20 protein-coding genes are annotated in these 19,399 nt (G+C 72.3%); 12 read left to right on the forward strand and 8 right to left on the reverse strand.

From position 1 onward, the window contains the following. Positions 1–51: 51 nt before the first annotated feature. The 3 genes from L1857_RS10275 to cofC all read right to left on the reverse strand — a co-directional run bounded on the left by L1857_RS10275 (position 52) and on the right by cofC (position 3,928). Positions 52–990: an NUDIX hydrolase gene (locus L1857_RS10275; protein WP_116110802.1), complete on the reverse strand. Its 939-nt coding sequence runs from the start codon at positions 988–990 to the stop codon at positions 52–54. Beyond that, positions 987–3,173, reverse strand: a complete 2,187-nt coding sequence (locus L1857_RS10280; RefSeq protein ID WP_116110803.1) for an RNA degradosome polyphosphate kinase — start codon at positions 3,171–3,173, stop codon at positions 987–989. The genes L1857_RS10275 and L1857_RS10280 overlap by 4 nt, the downstream gene beginning before the upstream one ends. A 116-nt stretch (positions 3,174–3,289) precedes the next feature. Then, positions 3,290–3,928: a 2-phospho-L-lactate guanylyltransferase gene (cofC, locus tag L1857_RS10285; RefSeq protein ID WP_116110804.1), complete on the reverse strand. Its 639-nt coding sequence runs from the start codon at positions 3,926–3,928 to the stop codon at positions 3,290–3,292. 69 nt (positions 3,929–3,997) lie between these two features. Here cofC and L1857_RS10290 point away from each other — a divergent pair, with 69 nt between their 5' ends. From L1857_RS10290 to L1857_RS10310, 5 genes are all read left to right on the forward strand, one after another. Next, on the forward strand, positions 3,998–4,699 hold the full coding sequence (locus tag L1857_RS10290) for a lysophospholipid acyltransferase family protein (RefSeq protein WP_116110805.1): 702 nt from the start codon (positions 3,998–4,000) through the stop codon (positions 4,697–4,699). A gap of 2 nt (positions 4,700–4,701) precedes the next feature. Continuing rightward, positions 4,702–5,709 carry an NAD(P)H-dependent glycerol-3-phosphate dehydrogenase gene (locus L1857_RS10295; protein ID WP_249464916.1) on the forward strand — a complete coding sequence of 336 codons (1,008 nt, stop codon included), beginning with the start codon at positions 4,702–4,704 and terminating at the stop codon, positions 5,707–5,709. Between the two features lie 176 nt (positions 5,710–5,885). Beyond that, positions 5,886–6,350: a cysteine dioxygenase gene (locus L1857_RS10300; RefSeq protein WP_116110807.1), complete on the forward strand. Its 465-nt coding sequence runs from the start codon at positions 5,886–5,888 to the stop codon at positions 6,348–6,350. Between the two features lie 365 nt (positions 6,351–6,715). Continuing rightward, positions 6,716–6,931: a hypothetical protein gene (locus L1857_RS10305; RefSeq protein WP_240323202.1), complete on the forward strand. Its 216-nt coding sequence runs from the start codon at positions 6,716–6,718 to the stop codon at positions 6,929–6,931. Further along, on the forward strand, positions 6,928–7,620 hold the full coding sequence (locus L1857_RS10310) for a hypothetical protein (RefSeq protein WP_162831055.1): 693 nt from the start codon (positions 6,928–6,930) through the stop codon (positions 7,618–7,620). The genes L1857_RS10305 and L1857_RS10310 overlap by 4 nt, the downstream gene beginning before the upstream one ends. Before the next feature lie 42 nt (positions 7,621–7,662). Here the strand turns inward: L1857_RS10310 and L1857_RS10315 are convergent, their stop codons facing one another. Further along, positions 7,663–8,313, reverse strand: coding sequence for a pyridoxamine 5'-phosphate oxidase family protein (locus tag L1857_RS10315; RefSeq protein WP_094007368.1), 651 nt, complete (start codon positions 8,311–8,313; stop codon positions 7,663–7,665). Positions 8,314–8,384: 71 nt separating this feature from the next. On the opposite strand from L1857_RS10315, the gene pdxR reads away from it, so the two are divergent. Then, the gene (pdxR, locus tag L1857_RS10320) at positions 8,385–9,755 is read left to right on the forward strand and encodes a MocR-like pyridoxine biosynthesis transcription factor PdxR (RefSeq protein ID WP_249464918.1); all 1,371 of its coding nucleotides are present in this window, start codon (positions 8,385–8,387) and stop codon (positions 9,753–9,755) included. Positions 9,756–9,791: 36 nt separating this feature from the next. Beyond that, complete coding sequence (locus L1857_RS10325; RefSeq protein ID WP_094007366.1) at positions 9,792–10,877, forward strand: D-alanine--D-alanine ligase family protein; 1,086 nt, start codon at positions 9,792–9,794, stop codon at positions 10,875–10,877. A gap of 276 nt (positions 10,878–11,153) precedes the next feature. Here L1857_RS10325 and L1857_RS10330 read toward each other — a convergent pair whose 3' ends face one another. Then, the gene (locus L1857_RS10330; RefSeq protein WP_249464920.1) at positions 11,154–11,687 is read right to left on the reverse strand and encodes a DUF3515 domain-containing protein; all 534 of its coding nucleotides are present in this window, start codon (positions 11,685–11,687) and stop codon (positions 11,154–11,156) included. Between the two features lie 3 nt (positions 11,688–11,690). Next, positions 11,691–11,924, reverse strand: coding sequence for an Lrp/AsnC ligand binding domain-containing protein (locus tag L1857_RS10335; protein WP_017987495.1), 234 nt, complete (start codon positions 11,922–11,924; stop codon positions 11,691–11,693). Between the two features lie 109 nt (positions 11,925–12,033). Here L1857_RS10335 and L1857_RS10340 point away from each other — a divergent pair, with 109 nt between their 5' ends. The 3 genes from L1857_RS10340 to L1857_RS10350 are packed head-to-tail and all read left to right on the forward strand — an operon-like array spanning position 12,034 to position 14,001. Then, positions 12,034–13,002, forward strand: coding sequence for a thiamine-phosphate kinase (locus tag L1857_RS10340; protein ID WP_094007364.1), 969 nt, complete (start codon positions 12,034–12,036; stop codon positions 13,000–13,002). 20 nt (positions 13,003–13,022) lie between these two features. Further along, a complete protein-coding gene (locus L1857_RS10345) occupies positions 13,023–13,502 on the forward strand; it encodes a GNAT family N-acetyltransferase (RefSeq protein WP_094007363.1) in 480 nt (159 codons plus the stop codon). Beyond that, on the forward strand, positions 13,480–14,001 hold the full coding sequence (locus L1857_RS10350; protein ID WP_094007362.1) for a gamma carbonic anhydrase family protein: 522 nt from the start codon (positions 13,480–13,482) through the stop codon (positions 13,999–14,001). The genes L1857_RS10345 and L1857_RS10350 overlap by 23 nt, the downstream gene beginning before the upstream one ends. Positions 14,002–14,516: 515 nt before the next feature. Here the strand turns inward: L1857_RS10350 and L1857_RS10355 are convergent. Together L1857_RS10355 and rpmB are read right to left on the reverse strand one after the other, a co-directional pair. Then, on the reverse strand, positions 14,517–15,194 hold the full coding sequence (locus tag L1857_RS10355) for a uracil-DNA glycosylase (RefSeq protein ID WP_116110850.1): 678 nt from the start codon (positions 15,192–15,194) through the stop codon (positions 14,517–14,519). Positions 15,195–15,279: 85 nt separating this feature from the next. After that, positions 15,280–15,471, reverse strand: coding sequence for a 50S ribosomal protein L28 (gene rpmB, locus L1857_RS10360; RefSeq protein WP_017987500.1), 192 nt, complete (start codon positions 15,469–15,471; stop codon positions 15,280–15,282). A gap of 135 nt (positions 15,472–15,606) precedes the next feature. On the opposite strand from rpmB, the gene L1857_RS10365 reads away from it, so the two are divergent. Together L1857_RS10365 and recG are read left to right on the forward strand one after the other, a co-directional pair. Continuing rightward, on the forward strand, positions 15,607–17,193 hold the full coding sequence (locus tag L1857_RS10365; RefSeq protein WP_094007361.1) for a DAK2 domain-containing protein: 1,587 nt from the start codon (positions 15,607–15,609) through the stop codon (positions 17,191–17,193). A 4-nt stretch (positions 17,194–17,197) separates the two neighbouring features. After that, positions 17,198–19,351 carry an ATP-dependent DNA helicase RecG gene (gene recG / locus L1857_RS10370; RefSeq protein WP_249464924.1) on the forward strand — a complete coding sequence of 718 codons (2,154 nt, stop codon included), beginning with the start codon at positions 17,198–17,200 and terminating at the stop codon, positions 19,349–19,351. The last annotated feature ends 48 nt before the right edge of the window (positions 19,352–19,399 follow it).

Raw genomic sequence — 19,399 nt, forward strand, 5'->3', positions numbered from 1 at the left:
CCGACGGTTGCTGACCGGAGAAAGGAGCACCACCGTCGCGGCCGGACGGGACTACACCCGGCTCGTCACCGGCTTCGGGAGTGCGGTCGGCAGGTAGTCAGCCGCCACCAGCTGGGGGCCTCCGTTGCCGGGCGGCGCCCGGAACGACAGCACCCACACCGAGCCCTTCTTGCTCGGCACCTTCTCGCCCCCGTCGACCGGCAGGCGCACGCCGTCCCGGACAGCCAGCCGCTCCACGAGGTCCGGGATCACCCCGCCCTGGCTGCACACCACGGGCGACCCACCCGCCGACACCAGCGCCAGCAGCCGGGCCAGTCCCGCCGCCCGGTCGTTCCAGTAGTGCTCCTCGGCCATCAGGTCCTCGTGCTCCACCGGGACCCCGAGGTCGTCCGCCAGGCCGCGCACCGTCTGCTCGCACCGCAACCGCGGCGCGGCCACCACCCGGTCCGGTCCGAACAGTGGCAGCAGCACCCGCAGCGCCGCCGCCTGGCGAAGGCCGCTCGGGGACAGCGGGCGCAGGTCGTCGTCGCCGCGCCACTCGTCCCGTTTCCCGGCCTTCGCGTGCCGCACGAGCAGCAGTGTCGTCAACCCCGCGGGCAGCGCCTCGAATTCGTCCAGCACCGACCGGTCGCCGTCGTACGTCAGCAGCCCCGCCGCCTCCGCGGGCGGGAGCCACCGCAGCTCGTCGACCTCCTCGTTGGGCTCGAAGGCGCCCGAGACGACCGCCGCGCTGTAGTAGTCGACGGTCTTCGGCCCGGCCTCCACCGTGTACCGCACCGTCTTCAGGTGCCGCCCCAGACGCGCCCGGAACCCGGTCTCCTCCGCGATCTCCCGCACCGCCGCGGCCGGGAGGGTCTCCCCGTCGTCGAGCTTCCCCTTCGGCAGCGACCAGTCGTCGTACCGCGGCCGGTGGGCCACCGCCACCTCGACCCCGCCCGGACCGGTCCGCCACAGCACCGCACCCGCGGCGCGGACACGAACAGAACTCACCCGTTGGCCCCGTGCTTCTTCAACAACTCGTTCTGGTGGTCGCGGACCTGCGAGGTGTCCGCGGGCGAGGGCTGCCACTCGCCGTTGTCGGTCAGCACCCAGCAGCGCGTCGCCGGGTCCAGCGCCGAATCCAGGATGTCGTCCAGTTGCCTGGTCAGTCGCACGTCCTTGACCTGCACCATCGCCTCGATCCGGCGGTCGAGGTTGCGGTGCATCATGTCCGCGCTGCCGATCCAGTAGGTGCGCCCGCCGAGGAAATGGAAGATGCGGGAATGCTCCAGGAACCGCCCGAGAATGGACCGGACGGAAATGTTCTCGGACAGTCCGGGCACGCCGGGTTTCAGGGCGCAAATACCCCGCACCACGATCTCCACCGGAACCCCTTCGGCGGAGGCCCGGTAGAGCGCGTCGATGATTTGCTCGTCGACCAGCGAGTTGCACTTGATGCGGATACCGGCTTCCGCGCCGGCGTGCTTGTGCTCGATCTCCTCGTCGACGAGCCGCAGGATGCCGCGCCGGATCCCGGCCGGCGAGGTGAGGATGTTGCGGTAGGTGTCCTGCCGCGAATACCCGGTCAGCACGTTGAACAGGTCGGTGATGTCCGCGCCGATGTCCGGGTCCGCGGTCAGCAGGCCGACGTCCTCGTACAACCGCGCCGTCTTCGGGTTGTAGTTGCCGGTGCCGATGTGGCAGTAGCGGCGGATGGTCGAGCCCTCCTGGCGCACCACCATCGCGACCTTGCAGTGCGTCTTGAGCCCGACGAGCCCGTAGACCACGTGCACCCCGGCCCGCTCCAGCGCGCGGGCCCAGGTGATGTTGGCCTCCTCGTCGAAGCGGGCCTTGATCTCCACCAGCGCCACGACCTGCTTGCCCGCCTCGGCGGCGTCGATCAGCGCGTTCACGACGGGGGAGTCACCGGAGGTGCGGTACAGCGTCTGCTTGATGGCCAGCACCTTGTCGTCCCTGGCGGCCTGCTCGATGAACCGCTGCACGCTCGTGGAGAACGAGTCGTAGGGGTGGTGCACGAGCACGTCGCCCTCGCGCAGGGTGGCGAAGACGCTCTTGGGCGTCTCGTGCTCACCGAACGCCGGGTGCGTGGCCGGGACGAAAGGGCGGTCCTTCAGTTCCTTGCGGTCCAAACTGGAAAGCTGCATCAGGCACGTCAGGTCCAGCAGGCCCGGCACCTCGACCACGTCGTGCGGGTCGACCTCCAGCTCCCGCAGCAGCAGGTCGAGCACGTGCTCGCTCATGTCGTTGGCGACCTCGAGCCGCACCGGCGGGCCGAACCGGCGCTGCGCCAGCTCCCGCTCCAGCGCCTGCAGCAGGTCCTCGTCGCGGTCCTCGTCCACGTCCACGTCGGCGTTGCGGGTCACCCGGAAAACGTGGTGCTCGGTGACCTCCATGCCGGTGAACAGCTCACCGAGGTGCGCGGCGATCAGTTCCTCCAGCGGCAGGAACGTCGCGACGCGGCTCTCCCGCTGCTGCTCGACGCGGATCAGGCGCGGCACGTTGTTCGGCACCTTGACCCGGGCGAACCGCTCGGTGCCCAGGTCCGGGTCCCGCACGGTGACGGCCAGGTTCAGCGACAGCCCGGAGATGTAGGGGAACGGGTGCGCCGGGTCGACCGCCAGCGGCGTGAGCACCGGGAAGATCTGCTCGGAGAAGTAGTCCGACAGGCGTGCCTGGTCGTCCGGCTCCAGATCGGCCCAGCACACGATCTGGATGTCGTGCTTGGCCAGCTCCGGGCGGACGTGCTCCTCGAACGCGGCGGTGTGCCGCTCGACCAGGTCCTGGTTGCGCTTGGCGATGTAGGCCAGCTGCTCGCGCGGGGTGAGCCCGTCGGCGCTGCGCACCGGCAGCCCGGTCTCGTCGCGGCGCTTCAGCCCGGCCACCCGGACCATGTAGAACTCGTCCAGATTGGACGCGAAGATGGCGAGGAACTTGGCCCGCTCCAGCAGCGGCTGGGAGGCGTCCTCGGCCAGCGCCAGCACCCGGGCGTTGAAGTCCTGCCACGACAGCTCGCGGTTGAAGTACCGGTCGTCGGGCAGGGACGCCGGCGGCAGGTCCGACGACGGGGTCACCGCCGGGGGCGCGGACGGGATGGCGCGGAATCTCGTGGGCGCGGCGGTCTCGCCGGACGCCGGTGGGGTCGTTGCCGGGGGAAGGGTCTCGTCGCTGCTCACACTGGCATTGTTCCTTACTTCGGGCCTGCCTGCCGATACGCCGAGTGAGAGATTGAGCAGTTCACCTGTGCTCTTGAGGACCACCCGGAGCAGTTCGCCCAGCGGCCGGGTGATGTTCACGCCACCTCCTGTGCGCAGAGCAACGCCCGGGTGCGGGCGCCCACGCCCAGCTCGCACGCCTCGTCCAGATCCGCCGGGGTGTCCACGTCCCGGCGCAGCGACGGCACGTCCAGCTCCAGCGGCACCGCGCCGGACCCGGCGTGCGCCGCGGCCGAACCCGGGCCGAACCGCGGATCCAGCGGCGCGCCGGGTGCCGACAGCAGCAGTGTCGTGCCGGTGCCCTCGGCGTCCGCGGTGAACGCCCGCCGCCCGCCCGCCGCGTCGAGCGCGGCGGCCAGGTCCGCGGGACGCAAAGCGGGCAGATCGGCTTGAATCGCTCCGACGACGCCGTCCGGGTCCCGCTCGCGCAGCAGCGCCTCGCCCTGCCGCAGCGCCGCGTTGAGGTCGGCCGGACCGTGCTCGCGGACGATCTCCACACCGGGGCGGCGCAGGCCGGACACCGCGGCCGGATCGGCGGCGACCACCAGCACGCGGCGCACCCCCGCCGCGGTGGCCGCGGCCAGGGTGTCCCAGGCCAGGGCCAGCACGAGCGCCGGGTGGTCGCGCTCGCCGACGGCTCCGCGCAGGCGGGACTTGCCCGCGCGGGGCGGCTTCAGCGGGACGATCAGGCCGGAGATTTCGGCGGGTACGGGCACGCCCCCATCTTTCCGCAATCGTGCACCTAGGATCAGCTACCGGCAGCACACACCACAGCAGGAGGAGTCTTGGCCGGTCGTGAGAAGGGCGGGTTCTGGGTCGGAGCCGCCGCGGTGCTGTTCTACCCGGTGAGCTGGATCGGCAGGCGGGTCTACACCGGCGCCGAGCGCATCCCGCGGGAGGGCCCGGCGCTGGTGGTCATGAACCACGTCTCGCACATGGACCCCGCCGTCGACGCGGTGTTCATCCACCGCCAGAAGCGCGTCCCGCGGTTCCTGGCCAAGGACAGCCTCGCCCGGACGCCGATCTTCGGCAAGATCCTGGTGGGCGCGGGCAGCATCCCGGTCTACCGCGGATCGGCGCAGGCCGGGGACAGCCTCCGCGCCGCGCACCAGGCGCTGCGGGAGGGCAAGGTCGTCGTCATCTACCCCGAGGGCACCATCACCAAGGACCCGAACGGCTGGCCGAAGCGGTCCCACACCGGGGTCGCGCGGCTGGCGCTGGACAACGACGTCCCGGTGATCCCGGTCGCGCGCTGGGGCACCCAGCAGATCCTGGACTTCTACCACAAGAAGGTGCGGCTCATCCCGCGCACGACCGTGACGCACAAGGTCGGCGACCCGGTCGACCTGTCCGCCTACCGCGGCAAGCCGCAGACCGGGCCGCTGCTGCGGGAGGTGACGGAACTGCTCATGGAGCGGGTCACCGAGCTGCTGGCCGAGGTCCGCGGCGAACAGCCGCCGGCGCGCAAGCCCGAGGTGGCGGACTGACGATGGTGCAGCGCATCACCGTGCTCGGCGCGGGTTCGTGGGGCACCGCGTTCGCCAAGGTGCTCGCCGACGCGGGCCGGGACGTGACGATGTGGGCCCGGCGAGCCGAGATGGCCGGGGAGATCCGCGACAAGCACAGCAACAGCGGATACCTCCCGGACATCGAGCTGCCCGCGAACCTGACGGCCACGCACGATCCGGCCGAGGCGCTGGCCGGTGCGGAGGCGGTCGTGCTGGCCGTGCCGAGCCAGAGCCTGCGCGCGAACCTCACCGGCTGGCGGGAGCTCCTGCCCTCCGGCGCGATCCTGGTCAGCCTCGCCAAGGGTGTCGAACTCGGCACGCTCAAGAGGATGAGCGAGGTGATCGCCGAGATCAGCGGGGTGTCCGGGAACGAGATCGTGGTGGTGTCCGGCCCGAACCTGGCGCGCGAGATCGCGCAGGGGCAGCCGGCCGCCGCGGTGCTCGCGTGCACCGACCACGACCGGGCGGTCGCGATCCAGCAGGCCAGCTTCAACTCCTACTTCCGGCCCTACACCAACACCGACGTGGTGGGCTGCGAGGTCGGTGGCGCGGCGAAGAACGTCATCGCGCTGAGCTGCGGCATGGCGGTCGGCATGGGCCTGGGCGCCAACACCACGGCCACGCTCATCACGCGCGGGCTGGCGGAGATGGCGCGGCTGGGCACGAAGCTGGGCGCCGACCCGCTGACCTTCGCCGGGCTCGCCGGGGTCGGCGACCTCGTGGCGACGTGTTCGTCCCCGCTGTCGCGCAACCGCACGTTCGGCGAGCGGCTGGGGCGGGGCGAGACGCTGGAGCAGGCGCAGGCCGCGGCCGGCGGCCAGGTCGCCGAGGGTGTGATGTCGTGCACGTCCATCCGGGAGCTGGCGCGCAAACACGGCGTCGACATGCCGATCACGGACGCGATGCACCGCGTGTGCCACGAGGGCGCCGACCCGCGGCAGGTGGGCGCCGAGCTGCTCGGGCGCAGGCAGAAACACGAGTGGTCCTAGTAGGTGGAACGGAGTTGACGCCCGCCCGGCCCGCTGGTTGGGTGGGCGCCATGACGACGCGTGGCCAGATGACCCGGCGGGATCTCCGCCGTGCGGCCGCGCTGTGTCCTTGTTGTTGTCGCTGACCCAGCCCAGCCTGCCGACAACCCCTTTTACTTCCGAGGACACCTGTTTTCATGTTCGCCGTTCCGGACAACACCATTGCCCTGACCGAAAAGCCCGTCCTGCGCCACCCGGTGCGCGTCGCGCTCGAGTTCGCCGCCGACCGCGACCGCTGGCGGCACCTGCTGCGCTACGACCCGGACACGCGGTTCTCCGCGCTCGTCGAAGCGCGTGCGGACGAGGAGATCTGGCTGATGGGCTGGCTGCCCGGCCAGCACACCGACCTGCACGACCACGGGCATTCGACGGGCGCGTTCACCGTCGTCAGCGGTCGGCTCACCGAAACCGTCGCGCGGCGCGGCGTGACCGAGGTGCACCCGTTGTCGGCGGGGCAGTCGCGGGTCTTCGGGCCCGGGTACGTGCACCAGGTGCGCAACGACGGCCCCGACCCGGCGATCAGCGTGCACGTCTACCGCAGCGGCGGCCGGGTCATGCGGCCGTACCACCTGGATCCGGTCGCCGGACCGGTGCGCGACTGACGTTTCGCCCCTTCGGGAAAGCTCGGCGAAGTGTCGCCGACGGTGCGGTCCCCGGACGGGTCGGTGACCGTCACGATCGCGCCGAACGGTGCGCTGCAACGCCTCGAACCCGGGCACCGCGCGTGCGACCTCGGCCCGGCTCACCGCGGCGATCATGCAGGCCGTGCGGGAGGGGCAGCGGCGGGCCGCGCGGACGGTCGCCGATTCGTTCGTGGTGATCGCCGGTGAGGGCGAATCCGCCGACGTGATCCGGAGTTTCCTGCCGCCGGTCGAGGACGAGCCGGAGGACTTCGCCCAGCCCGAGGCGGAAGCGACACCGCCGGTTCCGCGACGGCCGCGCCCGGGGACGGCCGGGGACGGCCGGGGTGGTCGGCGGGTGCGTCGGCGACATCGGCATCTTCGGGATGGCGGGGCAGATCTTCGGCGCCGGTGTGACGTTGTGGTGCGGCAAGGCCGAGGATCAGCTGAACACGTACTCGGGCACGATCACCGAGTTCGCGGACAACGTGCGCGAAGCCGCGAAGGCCCACGACGCGCACGACTCCGGGACCGCCGCCGGGTTGCTGGGATTCACGGCGTGAGCGAGTACCAGCCCGGGGACGTCGGCCTGCACACGGCCGGGATGGCGCTGGAGACGCTGGGGCTCGTGCTCGACCCGATCGGCGGTTACCTGGAGAACGCCGGGAAGTCGATGAAGGTCGCCGGTGGCCTGGTGGGCGCCTTCCGCGGCATCGTGCGCGACCTGATCGCCATGCTGCTGGCGACGATCATCAAGGGCGCGCTGATCGCGGCGGCGCTGGCGCCGGTGTCGTTCGGGGCGTCGATCGTGGTCTTCATCGGCACCACGATCGGCATGGTGGCGACCGCGCTGGGCAAGATCGGCGCGAAGATCGCCGAGCTGACCCGGAAGCTGGTGGACCTCGCCGGAGCCAAGCCCCCGTCGGCGAAGCCCGGTTCGAACGGCCCGGCGCCGGACCCCAAGACGCACCACTGCTTGTCCGAGCAGATGTCCCAGACGATCAAGGACGAGCTGTCCGAAATCGAGGGTGTCACGCCCGCGATGCTGGAGAGGTTCGACAAGATCAGCAACTTCTCGGTGGCGCAGCTGGGCACGCTGTTCGGCCCGGCGGGCGCCGAGAAGTTCGAGCAGGCGATCAAGTACCTGACGGACCCGTGGTTCGGCTACCGGGGCCTCGCCGGCAAGACGATCATCGACATGATCAAGGGCATCCCGACGAGCGTAGGCGACATCACCGGCGGCGACGAGTGATCCGCGCTCCCCCGCGGAGCACGGCGTCGGCGAGCCCCCGCGCTACCGGCCACGAGCACGCACGTGCGGCGGAATCGGCGCGCCCTCGGGCGTGTACGCGGCCGGCACCGGCTCGCCGAAGGTGGTCTGGACCGGCACCACCCCGGCCCAGATCTCGTGGCTGTCCATGTCCTCCGGATCGTCGATCGGCTCGCCCGCGCGGATCTTCACCGACGCCTCCGCCAGGTCCAGCGCCAGCACCGAAACCGACGCCAGCTCCTTCGCGTTCACCGCCCGCGCGTGGTCCCACGAGCCCGGCGTCAGGTGCTCGGTCACCACGTGCAGCCCGTGCATCTTCTCCTCGCCCGTCACCAGCCGCGCGGTTCCGTGCACCACCGCGCTGCGGTAGTTCATCGAGTGGTTGTTGAGCGAGCGCGCGTACACCAGACCGTCGACCAGCGTGACCGTCACACACACGTCGATGCCCCGCGCCGCCGCGCGCAGGTTCCCCGAACCGGTCGAGCCGTGGAAGTACAGCGTGTCGCCGTCGCGGCCGTACCCGGTGGGCACCACGACGGGCGAGCCGTTCAGCACCAGCCCGAGGTGGCAGATCAGGCCCTCGTCGAGCACCTCGTACAGGCGCTCGCGATCGGTGGCCGCGCGGTCCTTCTTGCGGGTCAGGGTACTGCGCGGGGTCGGCGAGAGTGTGGTCATGCCGTCAGCATGCGGCGTATAGTGGACTTCCAGTAGATCCACTTTCGGAGCAAAACGAAAGGCCACTTCGCGTGTCCCAGCCCGCCACCGCGCTGCCCGTCGCCCTCGACCGCGAGTCCGGGACCCCGCTGGCCGTGCAGCTCGCCGACGCCCTGCGCGACGCGGCCGCGACCGGGCACCTGCGCGGCGGCGACCGGCTGCCGTCCACCCGCGCCCTGGCCGCGCGGCTGGGCGTGAGCCGCACGGTCACCTCGGCCGCCTACGACCAGCTGCACGCCGAAGGCTGGATCACCGGGCGGCACGGCTCGGGCACCTACGTCACCACTTCACCACCGAGCGACCGGCCGGTCCACCGGGCGGTCCCGGGCGAGGTCGCCGAACCGGACGAGCTGCTCGACCTCACCCCGGGCACGCCGTGGGCGGCGGGCATCGACCGTGCCGCCTGGCGCCGGGCCTGGCGCGCCGCCGCCGACACCCCGCCGCTGACCCGCGCGCACCGCGCCGGCCTGCCGGAGTACCGGGCGGCGATCGCCGAGCACCTGCTGCGCCACCGCGGGCTGGCGGTCGGCACCGACTCCGTGCTGGCCACCGGCGGCACCACCGCCGCGGTGTTCGAGCTGGCCGGGGCCGTGTTCCGGGCCGGGGACACGGTCGCCGTCGAGGAGCCCGGCTACCAGCGCGCGGTGGAGGCGTTCCTGAGCGCCGGGCTGAAGGTCGTCGGGGTGCCGGTGGACGGCGAGGGCCTGCGCACCGACGCGATCCCGCCCGGCGTGCGCGGCGTCTACTGCTCGCCGGCGCACCAGTACCCGATGGGGTCGCGGCTCAACGCGGCCCGCCGGGTGGAGCTCGTCGAGCGGGCCCGCGCCGAGAACATGCTCGTCATCGAGGACGACTACGACGGTGAGCTGCGGTTCGACGTCGCCCCGCTGCCGCTGCTGGCCGCGCTCGCGCCGGACGTCGTGGTGCACCTGGGCACGACCAGCAAGATCCTCACGCCCACCCTCGGCGCCGGCTGGATGGTCGCGCCGGGCGCGGTGACGTCGTCGGTGCTGGGGCACCGCGACCGCACCGGAACCCGTCCGTCGCCGGCCGGGCAGCGCGTGCTGATCGAGCTCGCGCGGCACGGTGACCTGGGCCGTCACCTGCGGAAACTGCGCCGTGAGTTGTCCGAGCGGCGGGTGGTGCTGGTGTCGGCCTTGCGGGCGGCCGGGATTCCGGTGCTGGGCGACGACGCGGGCGCGCACCTGGTGGTGCCGTTCACGTCCGCCGAGGCCGAACGGGAGTGCCTCGCGGCGGGACGGATGCGCGGGATCCGTCTCGATGGTTTGGCCCGCCACTTCGCGGGAACGCCCACGGCGTATGGCGTGGCGATCGGTTACGCGGGCTGTTCGCGCGAGGCGCTGGGCGGCGCGCTGGACGAGCTGGTGGGCTTACTGCGCTGATCGGATCAGGGCAAGAGCCCGGTAGGGTGACGGCCCATGAGGAAGACGCGGGTGGCCGTGGTGTTCGGCGGCCGGAGCACCGAGCACACGATCTCGTGCCTGTCGGCGGGCAGCGTGCTGGCTCATCTGGACCGCGACCGCTTCGAGGTCGTGCCCATCGGGATCACCCGCGAGGGCGGCTGGGTGCTGGGCACCGCCGACCCGAAGACCCTCACGATCTCCGACCGGCGGCTGCCCTCCGTCGACGGCGGCCAGTCGCTGGTCCTCGCCGGGGACCCGACGCGGCGCGAGCTGGTCGTGACCGAGCCCGGCGCCGAGGCGCTCGGTGGTGTCGACGTCGTCTTCCCCGTGCTGCACGGCGCCTTCGGTGAGGACGGCACGCTGCAGGGGCTGCTGGAGCTGGCCGGGATCCCGTACGTGGGGCCGGGCGTGCTGGCCAGCGCGGTGGCGATGGACAAGGGCTACGCGAAGAAGCTCCTCGCCGCGGAGGGCCTGCCGGTCGGGCGTTACGTCGAGCTGCGCCGCGGACAGTCCACTCTGGACGAGGCGGACCGGGAACGGCTGGGGCTGCCGGTGTTCGTCAAGCCGTCGCGGGCGGGGTCGTCGATCGGGATCAGCAAGGTGACCGACTGGGCCGACCTGGACGCGGCGATCGCCCTGGCGCGCGAGACCGACCCGAAGGTGCTGGTCGAGGCGGCGGTGCCGGGGCGCGAGGTCGAGTGCGGCGTGCTGGAGTTCCCGGACGGCCGGGTGGAGGCGTCGCTGCCGGCCGAGGTGCGCGTGCTCTCCGACGACGAGTCCGCCTGGTACGACTTCGAGACGAAGTACATCGGCGAGGACGCGGAGCTGGACATCCCCGCCAAGTTGGACGATTCGGTCACCGAGAAGCTGCGCGCGCAGGCGGTGAAGGCGTTCCAGGCGCTCGACTGCCAGGGCCTGGCGCGGGTGGACTTCTTCGTGGGCCCGAACGGCGAACTGACGGTCAACGAGGTCAACACGATGCCCGGCTTCACGGCGACGTCGGCGTACCCGAAGATGTGGCAGGTCACCGGCGTGGATTACCGCACCCTGCTGACGACGCTGATCGACACCGCGCTGGCACGGGGCACCGGGCTGCGCTGAGGCCGCCGGCCGCTGCGCTCAGAAGCGCAGCGGCACAGTGCGCCGGTCGCGCACGGCCCGGACCGGGCTGCATCGGGGCGCGGCCGCTGGTCCTGGCGGAGCCGGGGACCGCGCCGCCACTTCCCGGCCGAGCCAGGGGCCCTGCGCTCAGAAGCGCAGCGGCACAGTGCGCCGGTCGCGCACGGCCCGGACCGGGCTGCATCGGGGCGCGGCCGCTGGTCCTGGCGGAGCCGGGGACCGCGCCGCCACTTCCCGGCCGAGCCAGGGGCCCTGCGCTCAGAAGCGCAGCGGCACCGCGGGCAGCGTGGCCGCCACCGTGTCCGAGATCTGCTGCAGCGGCCCGGTCCCCGCGGAGTCGGGCACCGTCAGCGCCACGTACACCGCCCGGTCGACCACGTACCACGTCGACGAGCCCGGGCCCTCCACCGGCAGCCACTGCACTCCGCTGACCACCCGCAACTGGCTCGTCGGCGTCAGCTCCGGTGGCTTGCCCAACCCGCAGCGCAGCACGATCGACTCCGGGGAGCCCCACGCGATCGTCGCCTCCGGGGCGGGTTCGGCGATCGTCCGGCGGGGTAGCGCGGTGCCCTTCGAGTCCAGCTGCGCCGGCATCGCCGGGATCAGCTGCGCGCACCCGGCCGAACCGGCCTGCGGGGCGTCCACCGGCACCAGCGCCAGCGGGCCCGCCTCGTCACCGGAGCCGCGCACCACCAGCCCGATGACCGCGACCCCGGCCGCCAGCACGACCACCAGCACGGCCGCGACCACCAGCAGTGCCCGCGGCGGTGCCCCGGTCTCGGTGTCCGGCATCGCTTACAGGTGCACCACGGGGCAGGTCAGCGTGCGCGTGATGCCCTCGACACCCTGCACCTTCGCGACCACGAGCTGCCCGAGCTGGTCGACGTTGTCGGCTTCGGCGCGCACGATCACGTCGTAGGGGCCGGTCACATCCTCGGAACTGGTGACGCCGGGGATCCCGGCGATCTCCGCCGCGACCGCGGCGGCCTTGCCGACTTCGGTCTGGATGAGGATGTATGCGTGGACCACGGCGCGCCCCTTCGTCTCCGGCGTCGAACTCAAGGTAGGAACGTGGTGAGAACCTACCGCACGAACCACGAATTTAGGTCATCCGACTATCGAGCGACCGAGGTGACGCATGTCAACCCACCAGGCATCCGACTCCGGCACGGTCGCCGGAATGGGTGAGTTCGGCCTCATCCGCGCCGTGACCGAGAACCGAAGACAACCCGCGCCGACCCTCCTCGGACCCGGCGACGACGCCGCGGTCGTGGCCGCGCCCGACGGGCGGGTGGTCGCCACGACCGACGTCCTCGTCCAGGGCGTGCACTTCCGGCTGGACTGGTCCACTCCGGACCAGGTCGGGCGCAAGGCGGTGGCGGAGAACTTCGCCGACGTCGCCGCGATGGGCGCGGTGCCCACGGCCGTCCTCGTCGGGCTCGCCTGCCCGCCGGACACGCCCGCGAAGGTCGTCCGGGAACTCAGCGACGGCCTGTGGGCGGAAGCGCAGCGCGCCGGCGCCGGGGTCGTCGGCGGCGACATGGTGCGCGCCGACCAGCTCGTGGTGAGCATCACCGCGCTCGGTGACCTGCAGGGCCGCGCGCCGGTGACGCGTTCGGGCGCGCGGCCGGGGGACATCGTCGCGGTGTCCGGGCGGCTGGGCTGGGCCGCGGCCGGTCTGGCCACGCTCGGCCGCGGTTTCCGCTCGCCGGTCGCGGTCGTCAACGCCCAGCGCGCGCCCGAACCGGACTACGCCGCCGGCCCCGCGGCCGCGATCGCCGGGGCGACGGCGATGATCGACGTCTCGGACGGCCTGCTCGCCGACCTCGGCCACATCGCGGAGGCGTCCGGCGTGGGCATCGACGTGCTGACCGAGCACCTGGAGGTCGACCAGAAGCTGGTCGACGTGGGCACCGCGCTGGGCGCGGACCCGCTGACCTGGGTGCTGACCGGCGGCGAGGACCACGCGCTGGTCGCCACGTTCCCGTCGTTCGCCGACCTGCCCGAGGGCTGGCGGCGGATCGGCTCGGTCACGCTGGCCGATTCGGGCGTGACGGTCGACGGTGAGCAGTACCACGGCGAAAGTGGCTGGGAGCACTGGCGCTGACCCCGTTACGGTGACCCGTTATGGACCTTCGCGTGGTCGCCTACGACGATCCGGACGCGGTCGAGCTGATCGACGCCGTGCAGCAGGAGTACGTCGTGCGGTACGGCGAAACGGACGCCACCCCGGTCGATCCGGCCGAGTTCGCGCCGCCGCTGGGGTTGTTCGTCGTCGGCTACCTGGACGGGGAGCCGGTCGCCTGCGGTGGCTGGCGTGCCCGCGGTGACGACGAGGTCGAGCTGAAGCGCATGTACGTCGCCGATGCCGCTCGGGGCAAGGGTTTCGCCCGCGCGGTGCTGGCGGAGCTGGAGCGGACGGCGCTCGCGGCCGGGCGACGGCGGCTCGTGCTGGAGACCGGGCTGAAGCAGCCGGAGGCGATCGCGCTGTACCGGTCGGCCGGCTACACCGACGTTCCGGCGTTCGGCCACTACCGGGACGATCCGCTGTCGGTGTACCTGGGCAAGGACTTGGAGGATTCGAGTGGCGATCTACGCGCTGGGTGAGCTGACCCCGTCGATCCACCCGACGGCGTTCGTGCACCCGGACGCCACGGTGATCGGCGACGTGCGGATCGGGCCGGACGCGTCGGTGTGGCCGCAGGCCGTGCTGCGCGGGGACCACGGCTACATCGAGATCGGCGAGCGGTCCAACGTGCAGGACGGGTGCGTGCTGCACTGCACCGCCCAGGACCCGACGATCCTGGGCCCGTCGTCGGCGATCGGGCACGCGGTGCACGTGGAGGGCGCGCGGATCGGCACCGGTTGCCTCATCGCCTCGGGTTCGGTGGTGCTGAACGGCAGCGTGATCGAAGACGGCGCGATGGTCGGCGCCGGGGCGGTGCTGTCGTATTCGGCGCACGTGCCGTCCGGGCACATCGCGCTCGGGGTGCCGGCCAAGGTGCGGGAGAACACGTCGTTCGGGCCGGACAAGATCCAGCGCGTGGTGGACGGCTACGTCGAGCGGGCGCAATGGTTCCGCACCGCCCTGCGACGGCTGGATTAGGGACGGCCGATCAGGAGAGTTGCCGTGCGCGGGCCGGGGCGCCCGGGCCGGCCGCCTGAGCGGCGGCAGCGATTCGGCGCGGCGCCGCTCGGTGCCGGGCCCGGCCGCTTCGGGCGATGGTGCGGCCCGCCGGAACGGGAGCCGTGGCGGCGAGCGGGGCAGCGGCACGCCGCCCCTCGCCTGGGCTAGGGCGGTGTTTCCTGAACGAGGAAGCCACTCGTGATTGCCATGAGGTGGACGGTTGCCTCGTAGCGGCCGGCGAGCTTGTCGTACCGGGTGGCGTGACAGCGGCTTTTGGCCCTGTTCGATGGCCAGATGCAGCTTGGCGGTCCATCCACACCGCGAGCACCAGGCCGTGATCAGCCGGCTCGCGCTGCCCGACTCCGCTGGTGATCAGGCCGCCGCGTCCGCACGCGCTTGCAACGCCGCCAGGATCAGCCTCCACACTCCGGCGCGCTGCCAGCGCCGGAACAGGCCGTTCACGGCCAGGTCGGCTCGCCCCGTGGCCGCTCGACCTAGGGCAGCTTCCAGTCCACCGGCTCGGCGCCCTGCCGCTGCAGCAGCTCGTTCGCGCGGCTGAAGGGCTTCGACCCGAAGAAGCCGTTGCGGGCGGACAGCGGGCTCGGGTGCACCGACTCGATGCACGGCACCCCGCCGAGCAGCGGCTTCAGGCTGCGCGCGTTGCTGCCCCACAGGATCGCCACCATCGGCTTGCCGCGGGCGGCCAGCGCGCGGATCGCCTGCTCGGTGACCTCTTCCCAGCCCTTGCCCTTGTGCGAATTGGGCGAACCGGGGCGCACGGTCAGCGACCTGTTGAGCAGCAGCACGCCCTGTTCGGTCCACGGCGTGAGGTCACCGTTGGACGGCGCCGGGTAGCCGAGGTCGTCGCAGTACTCCTGGTAGATGTTGATCAGGCTCTTCGGCAGCGGCCGCACCTCCGGCGCCACCGCGAAGCTCAGCCCGATCGGGTGGCCCGGCGTCGGGTACGGGTCCTGGCCGACGATCAGCACCTTGACGTCGTCGAAGGGCTGCTGGAACGCCCGCAGCACGTGCTCGCCCGCCGGGAGATACTTGCGACCCGCGGCGATCTCCGCGCGCAGGAACTCACCCATCGCGGCGATCCGGTCGGCGACCGGGTCCAGCGCCTTCGCCCAGCCGGCCTCAACGACTTCGTGCAACGGTTTCGCAGCCACGGCGGCGTACTCTAGCGCCACCCCGGGCACGCGAAAACGGCGGATGCCGCAGGGCACCCGCCGTTTCCGATGAAGTCTGCAGCGATCAGCCGCGAACGACCTTGCCGGCCTTCAGGCACGAGGTGCAGACGTTCAGCCGCTTGCGCTGGGACACGCCGATCTTGGCGTGCACGGTCTGGATGTTCGGGTTCCAGCGGCGGTTGGTACGCCGGTGGGAGTGCGAGACGGACTTGCCGAAGCCCGGTCCCTTGCCACAGACGTCGCACACGGCAGCCACGTCGAACTCCTTTGACGATCAGGGAAGACAAAACACGCCCGGCGCGGGCCGGACACTCGGACCATAGTAAACGACGGTCCTTCGCCCTCCGGCGACCGGGTCGCTACCCTGGCCTGACCAGGGAGGAGGTCGGCGGTGCGGGCTCTGGACGAGCATGCCATCACAGCGTGGGCGGCGGCCTGCGTGCACAGCCTGGAGGTGCTGTGCCCGGCCATCAACGGCATCAACGTCTACCCGGTCGCCGACTCCGACACCGGCTCCAACCTGCTGCACACCATGTCCGGCGCGCACGCCCGCCTGATCGCCGAACCCGCCACGGACAGCGCGGCGACGGCACTGTCCGTGCTCGCCCGGGGCGCCGTCCTCGCCGCGCGCGGCAACTCCGGCGTGATCCTCTCGCAGGTCCTGCGCGGTCTCGCCGAAACCGCCGCCGCCGCGAGCGAGCTGGACGGGCCCACCCTGGCCAAGGCCCTGGCGAACGCGCACCGCACCGCCACCGACGCGGTCGCCCGCCCGGTCCAGGGCACGATGCTCAGCGTCCTGCAGGCCGTGGCCCAGGCGGTCACGCAGCCCGGTGACCTCGCCGACGTCGTCGCGATCGCCGCCAAGGCCGCTTCGGAAGCCCTCGAGCAGACCCCGCACCAGCTGCCGGTCCTCGCCGCGGCCGGGGTCGTGGACGCGGGCGCGCGCGGGCTCGTCGCGGTCTTCGACGCCCTGGCCGGCGTGGTCACCGGCACCGAGACCCAGATCGCGCACTCCTGCGAGGCGCACACCCGCGGCGAACCGGACGCCGAGCCGGCCCCCTACGCGTGGGAGGTCATGTACCTGCTGGACGGCGTCGCCGACGCGGACGTCCCGGTCCTGCGCCGGGCGCTGTCCGAACTGGGGGACAGCGTCACCGTGGCCGGGGACGGCAGCGGGGGACACGCCGTCCACGTGCACTGCGCGGACATCGGTGCCGCGATCGAGGCCGGTCTGCGGGCGGGCACGCCGAGCAACATCCGCGTCGAACCGCTGATCACACCGACCCCGATCGAACCGCCGTCCGGCCCGGACCGCGCGGTGGTCGCCGTCGTGCACGGCGAGGAGCTGGCCGCGCTGCTGCGGGAGGAGGGCGTCGCGGTGCTCGCGGTGCCCGACCACGCCACGCCGAGCGTCGAGGAGATGCTCGGCCTGATCACCGAGCGGGCGGCCGGTCACATCACCGTCCTCGCCGGCGGCGCGAGCCTGACCAGGGCCGCCGACGACGCCGCCGGCCACCCGATGATCGGCGACCGGGACGTGGTGGTCATCCCGTGCGCGTCGCCGGTCCAGGTGCTGTCCGCGCTGGCCGTGCACGACGTGCAGCGCCGCGCGAACGACGACGTCGTGGCCATGGCCGAGGCGGCCGCGGCAACGCGGCGTGGCGAGCTCGTGGTCGCCGCCGAGGAGTCGATAACCTGGGTGGGACGGGCCCACGCCGGTGACCTGATCGGTTTCGTCGACGGCGAGGTCGTGCTCGTCGAACCGGCCGGCGCCGAGCCCGCCGAGGCGGCGCTGGGTGTGCTGAACCGGATGCTGGCCGTCGGCGGCGAGCTGGTCACCGTGCTGACCGGGACCGAGGCGCCGCCGGGCCTGACCGACGAGCTGCGGGAGCGGTTGCGGGCGCAGCGACCGGAGGTGGAGTTCGTGGATTACCCCGGCGGCCAGGCCGACGCCGTGCTGCTGATCGGTGTGGAGTGAACGCGTGACCGGACTGCGTGACAAGCTGCCCCCGCTGCTGGGCGCCAGGACCGCGAAGGCGCTCGCCGAGTCGCTGGACATCCACACCGTCGCGGACCTGCTGCGGCACTACCCGCGCCGCTACGCCGAGCGCGGTGAGCTGACCGACATCGCCGGGCTGGAGATCGGCGAGCACGCGACCGTCATGGCGCGCGTGGAGAAGGTCAACATGCGCCGCATGCGCAACAAGCCGGGGCACATCCTGGAACTGGTCATCACCGACGGCCACCGCAGGCTGTCGTGCGCGTTCTTCGGCCGCCCGCACCAGCACGAGCGGCAGCTGCGGCTGGGTCGCACCGGGTTGTTCGCCGGCAAGGTCACCGCGTTCCGCAACACGCTCCAGCTCGCCAACCCCGAGTACCAGATGCTCGACGGCGACGACGACAGCGCGATGGACGACTTCGTGGGCGCGATCATCCCGGTCTACCCGGCCGCGGCCGGGATGCCGTCGTGGTCCATCGCGCGGTGCGTGCGCCAGGTGCTGGACACCCTGGAGCGCGAAGAGGACCCGATGCCGCGCGAGTTGCTCGACAGCCGCCAGCTCATGGACCTGTTCGACGCGCTGCACAACATCCACCGCCCCAAGGACCGCGACGCGCTGGAGGCCGCGCGGGACCGGCTGAAGTGGGACGAGGCCATGGCGGTGCAGCTGATCTTCGCGCAACGCCGGTACTCCGCGGTGTCCCGGCCGGCGCCCGCGTGCGCGCGCACGACGGACGGCCTGCTGGACGCCTTCGACCAGCGGCTGCCGTTCGAGCTGACCGAGGGCCAGCGCGCGGTGGGCGAGGACATCGCCGCCGACCTCGCCAGCGAGCACCCGATGAACCGGCTGCTGCAGGGCGAGGTCGGCAGCGGCAAGACGGTCGTCGCGCTGCGGGCGATGCTCCAGGTGGTCGACTCCGGCCGCCAGGCCGCGATGCTCGCGCCCACCGAGGTGCTCGCCGCGCAGCACGCCCGGTCGCTGCGCGAGATGCTCGGCGACCTGGGGCAGGCCGGTGAGCTGGGCGCCGCGGAGAACGCGACGAAGGTGACGCTGCTGACCGGGTCGATGTCGACGAAGGAACGCAAGCAGGCGCTGCTGGACACCGCCAGCGGCGCGGCCGGGATCGTCGTCGGCACGCACGCGCTGATCCAGGACACGGTGTCCTTCGCCGATCTGGGCCTGGTGGTGGTGGACGAGCAGCACCGGTTCGGCGTCGAGCAGCGGGACGCGCTGCGTTCCCGCGCGGCGAACGGCGGCAGCCCGCACGTGCTGGTCATGACCGCGACGCCGATCCCGCGCACGGTCGCGATGACGGTCTACGGCGACCTGGAAACCTCGGCGCTGCGGCACATGCCGGTCGGGCGGTCGCCGATCAAGACGAGCGTGGTGCCGGTCGCGGAGAAGCCGGCGTGGCTGGACCGGGCGTGGCAGCGGCTGGTCGAGGAGGTCCGCAAGGGCCACCAGGCGTACGTGGTGTGCCCGCGGATCGGGGACGAGCCGGCGTCGAACAACAGCGACCGCCGTCCGCCGCTGGCGGTGCTCGACGTCGCCGCCGAGCTGGAGAACGGGCCGCTGTCGGAGCTGCGCCTGGGGATTCTGCACGGCCGGATGCCGCCCGACGACAAGGACGCCGTGATGCGCGCGTTCGCGGCGGGCAAGCTGGACGTGCTGGTCGCGACCACGGTGATCGAGGTCGGCGTGAACGTGCCGAACGCGACGATGATGGTGATCATGGACGCCGACCGGTTCGGGGTCAGCCAGCTGCACCAGCTGCGTGGCCGGGTGGGCCGGGGCAGCGTGCCCGGGCTGTGCCTGCTGGTCACCGAGACGCTGGACGGCACCGCGACGCGCGAGCGACTGGCGGCGGTGGAGTCCACAACGGACGGGTTCGAACTGTCCCGGTTGGACCTGGAGCTGCGGCGCGAGGGCGACATCCTGGGCGCGACCCAGTCCGGCAAGCGCTCCAGCCTCAAGCTGCTTTCGCTGCTGCGCGACGAAGACGTCATCGCGGCCGCGCGGGAGCGGGCGCAGGAGATCGTCAGCGGCGACCCGGCGCTGGACCGGCATCCGGGCCTGGCGCACATGGTGTCCGACCTGGTCGATTCCGAGCGCGCCGAGTACCTCGAGAAGTCCTGACGCACGATCGGGCGACGGCCCGAGTTGTGCGTGATCTCCGGCGGCGCA

This window comes from Amycolatopsis thermalba (assembly GCF_023376025.1).
GTDB classification, from domain to species: domain Bacteria; phylum Actinomycetota; class Actinomycetes; order Mycobacteriales; family Pseudonocardiaceae; genus Amycolatopsis_E; species Amycolatopsis_E thermalba.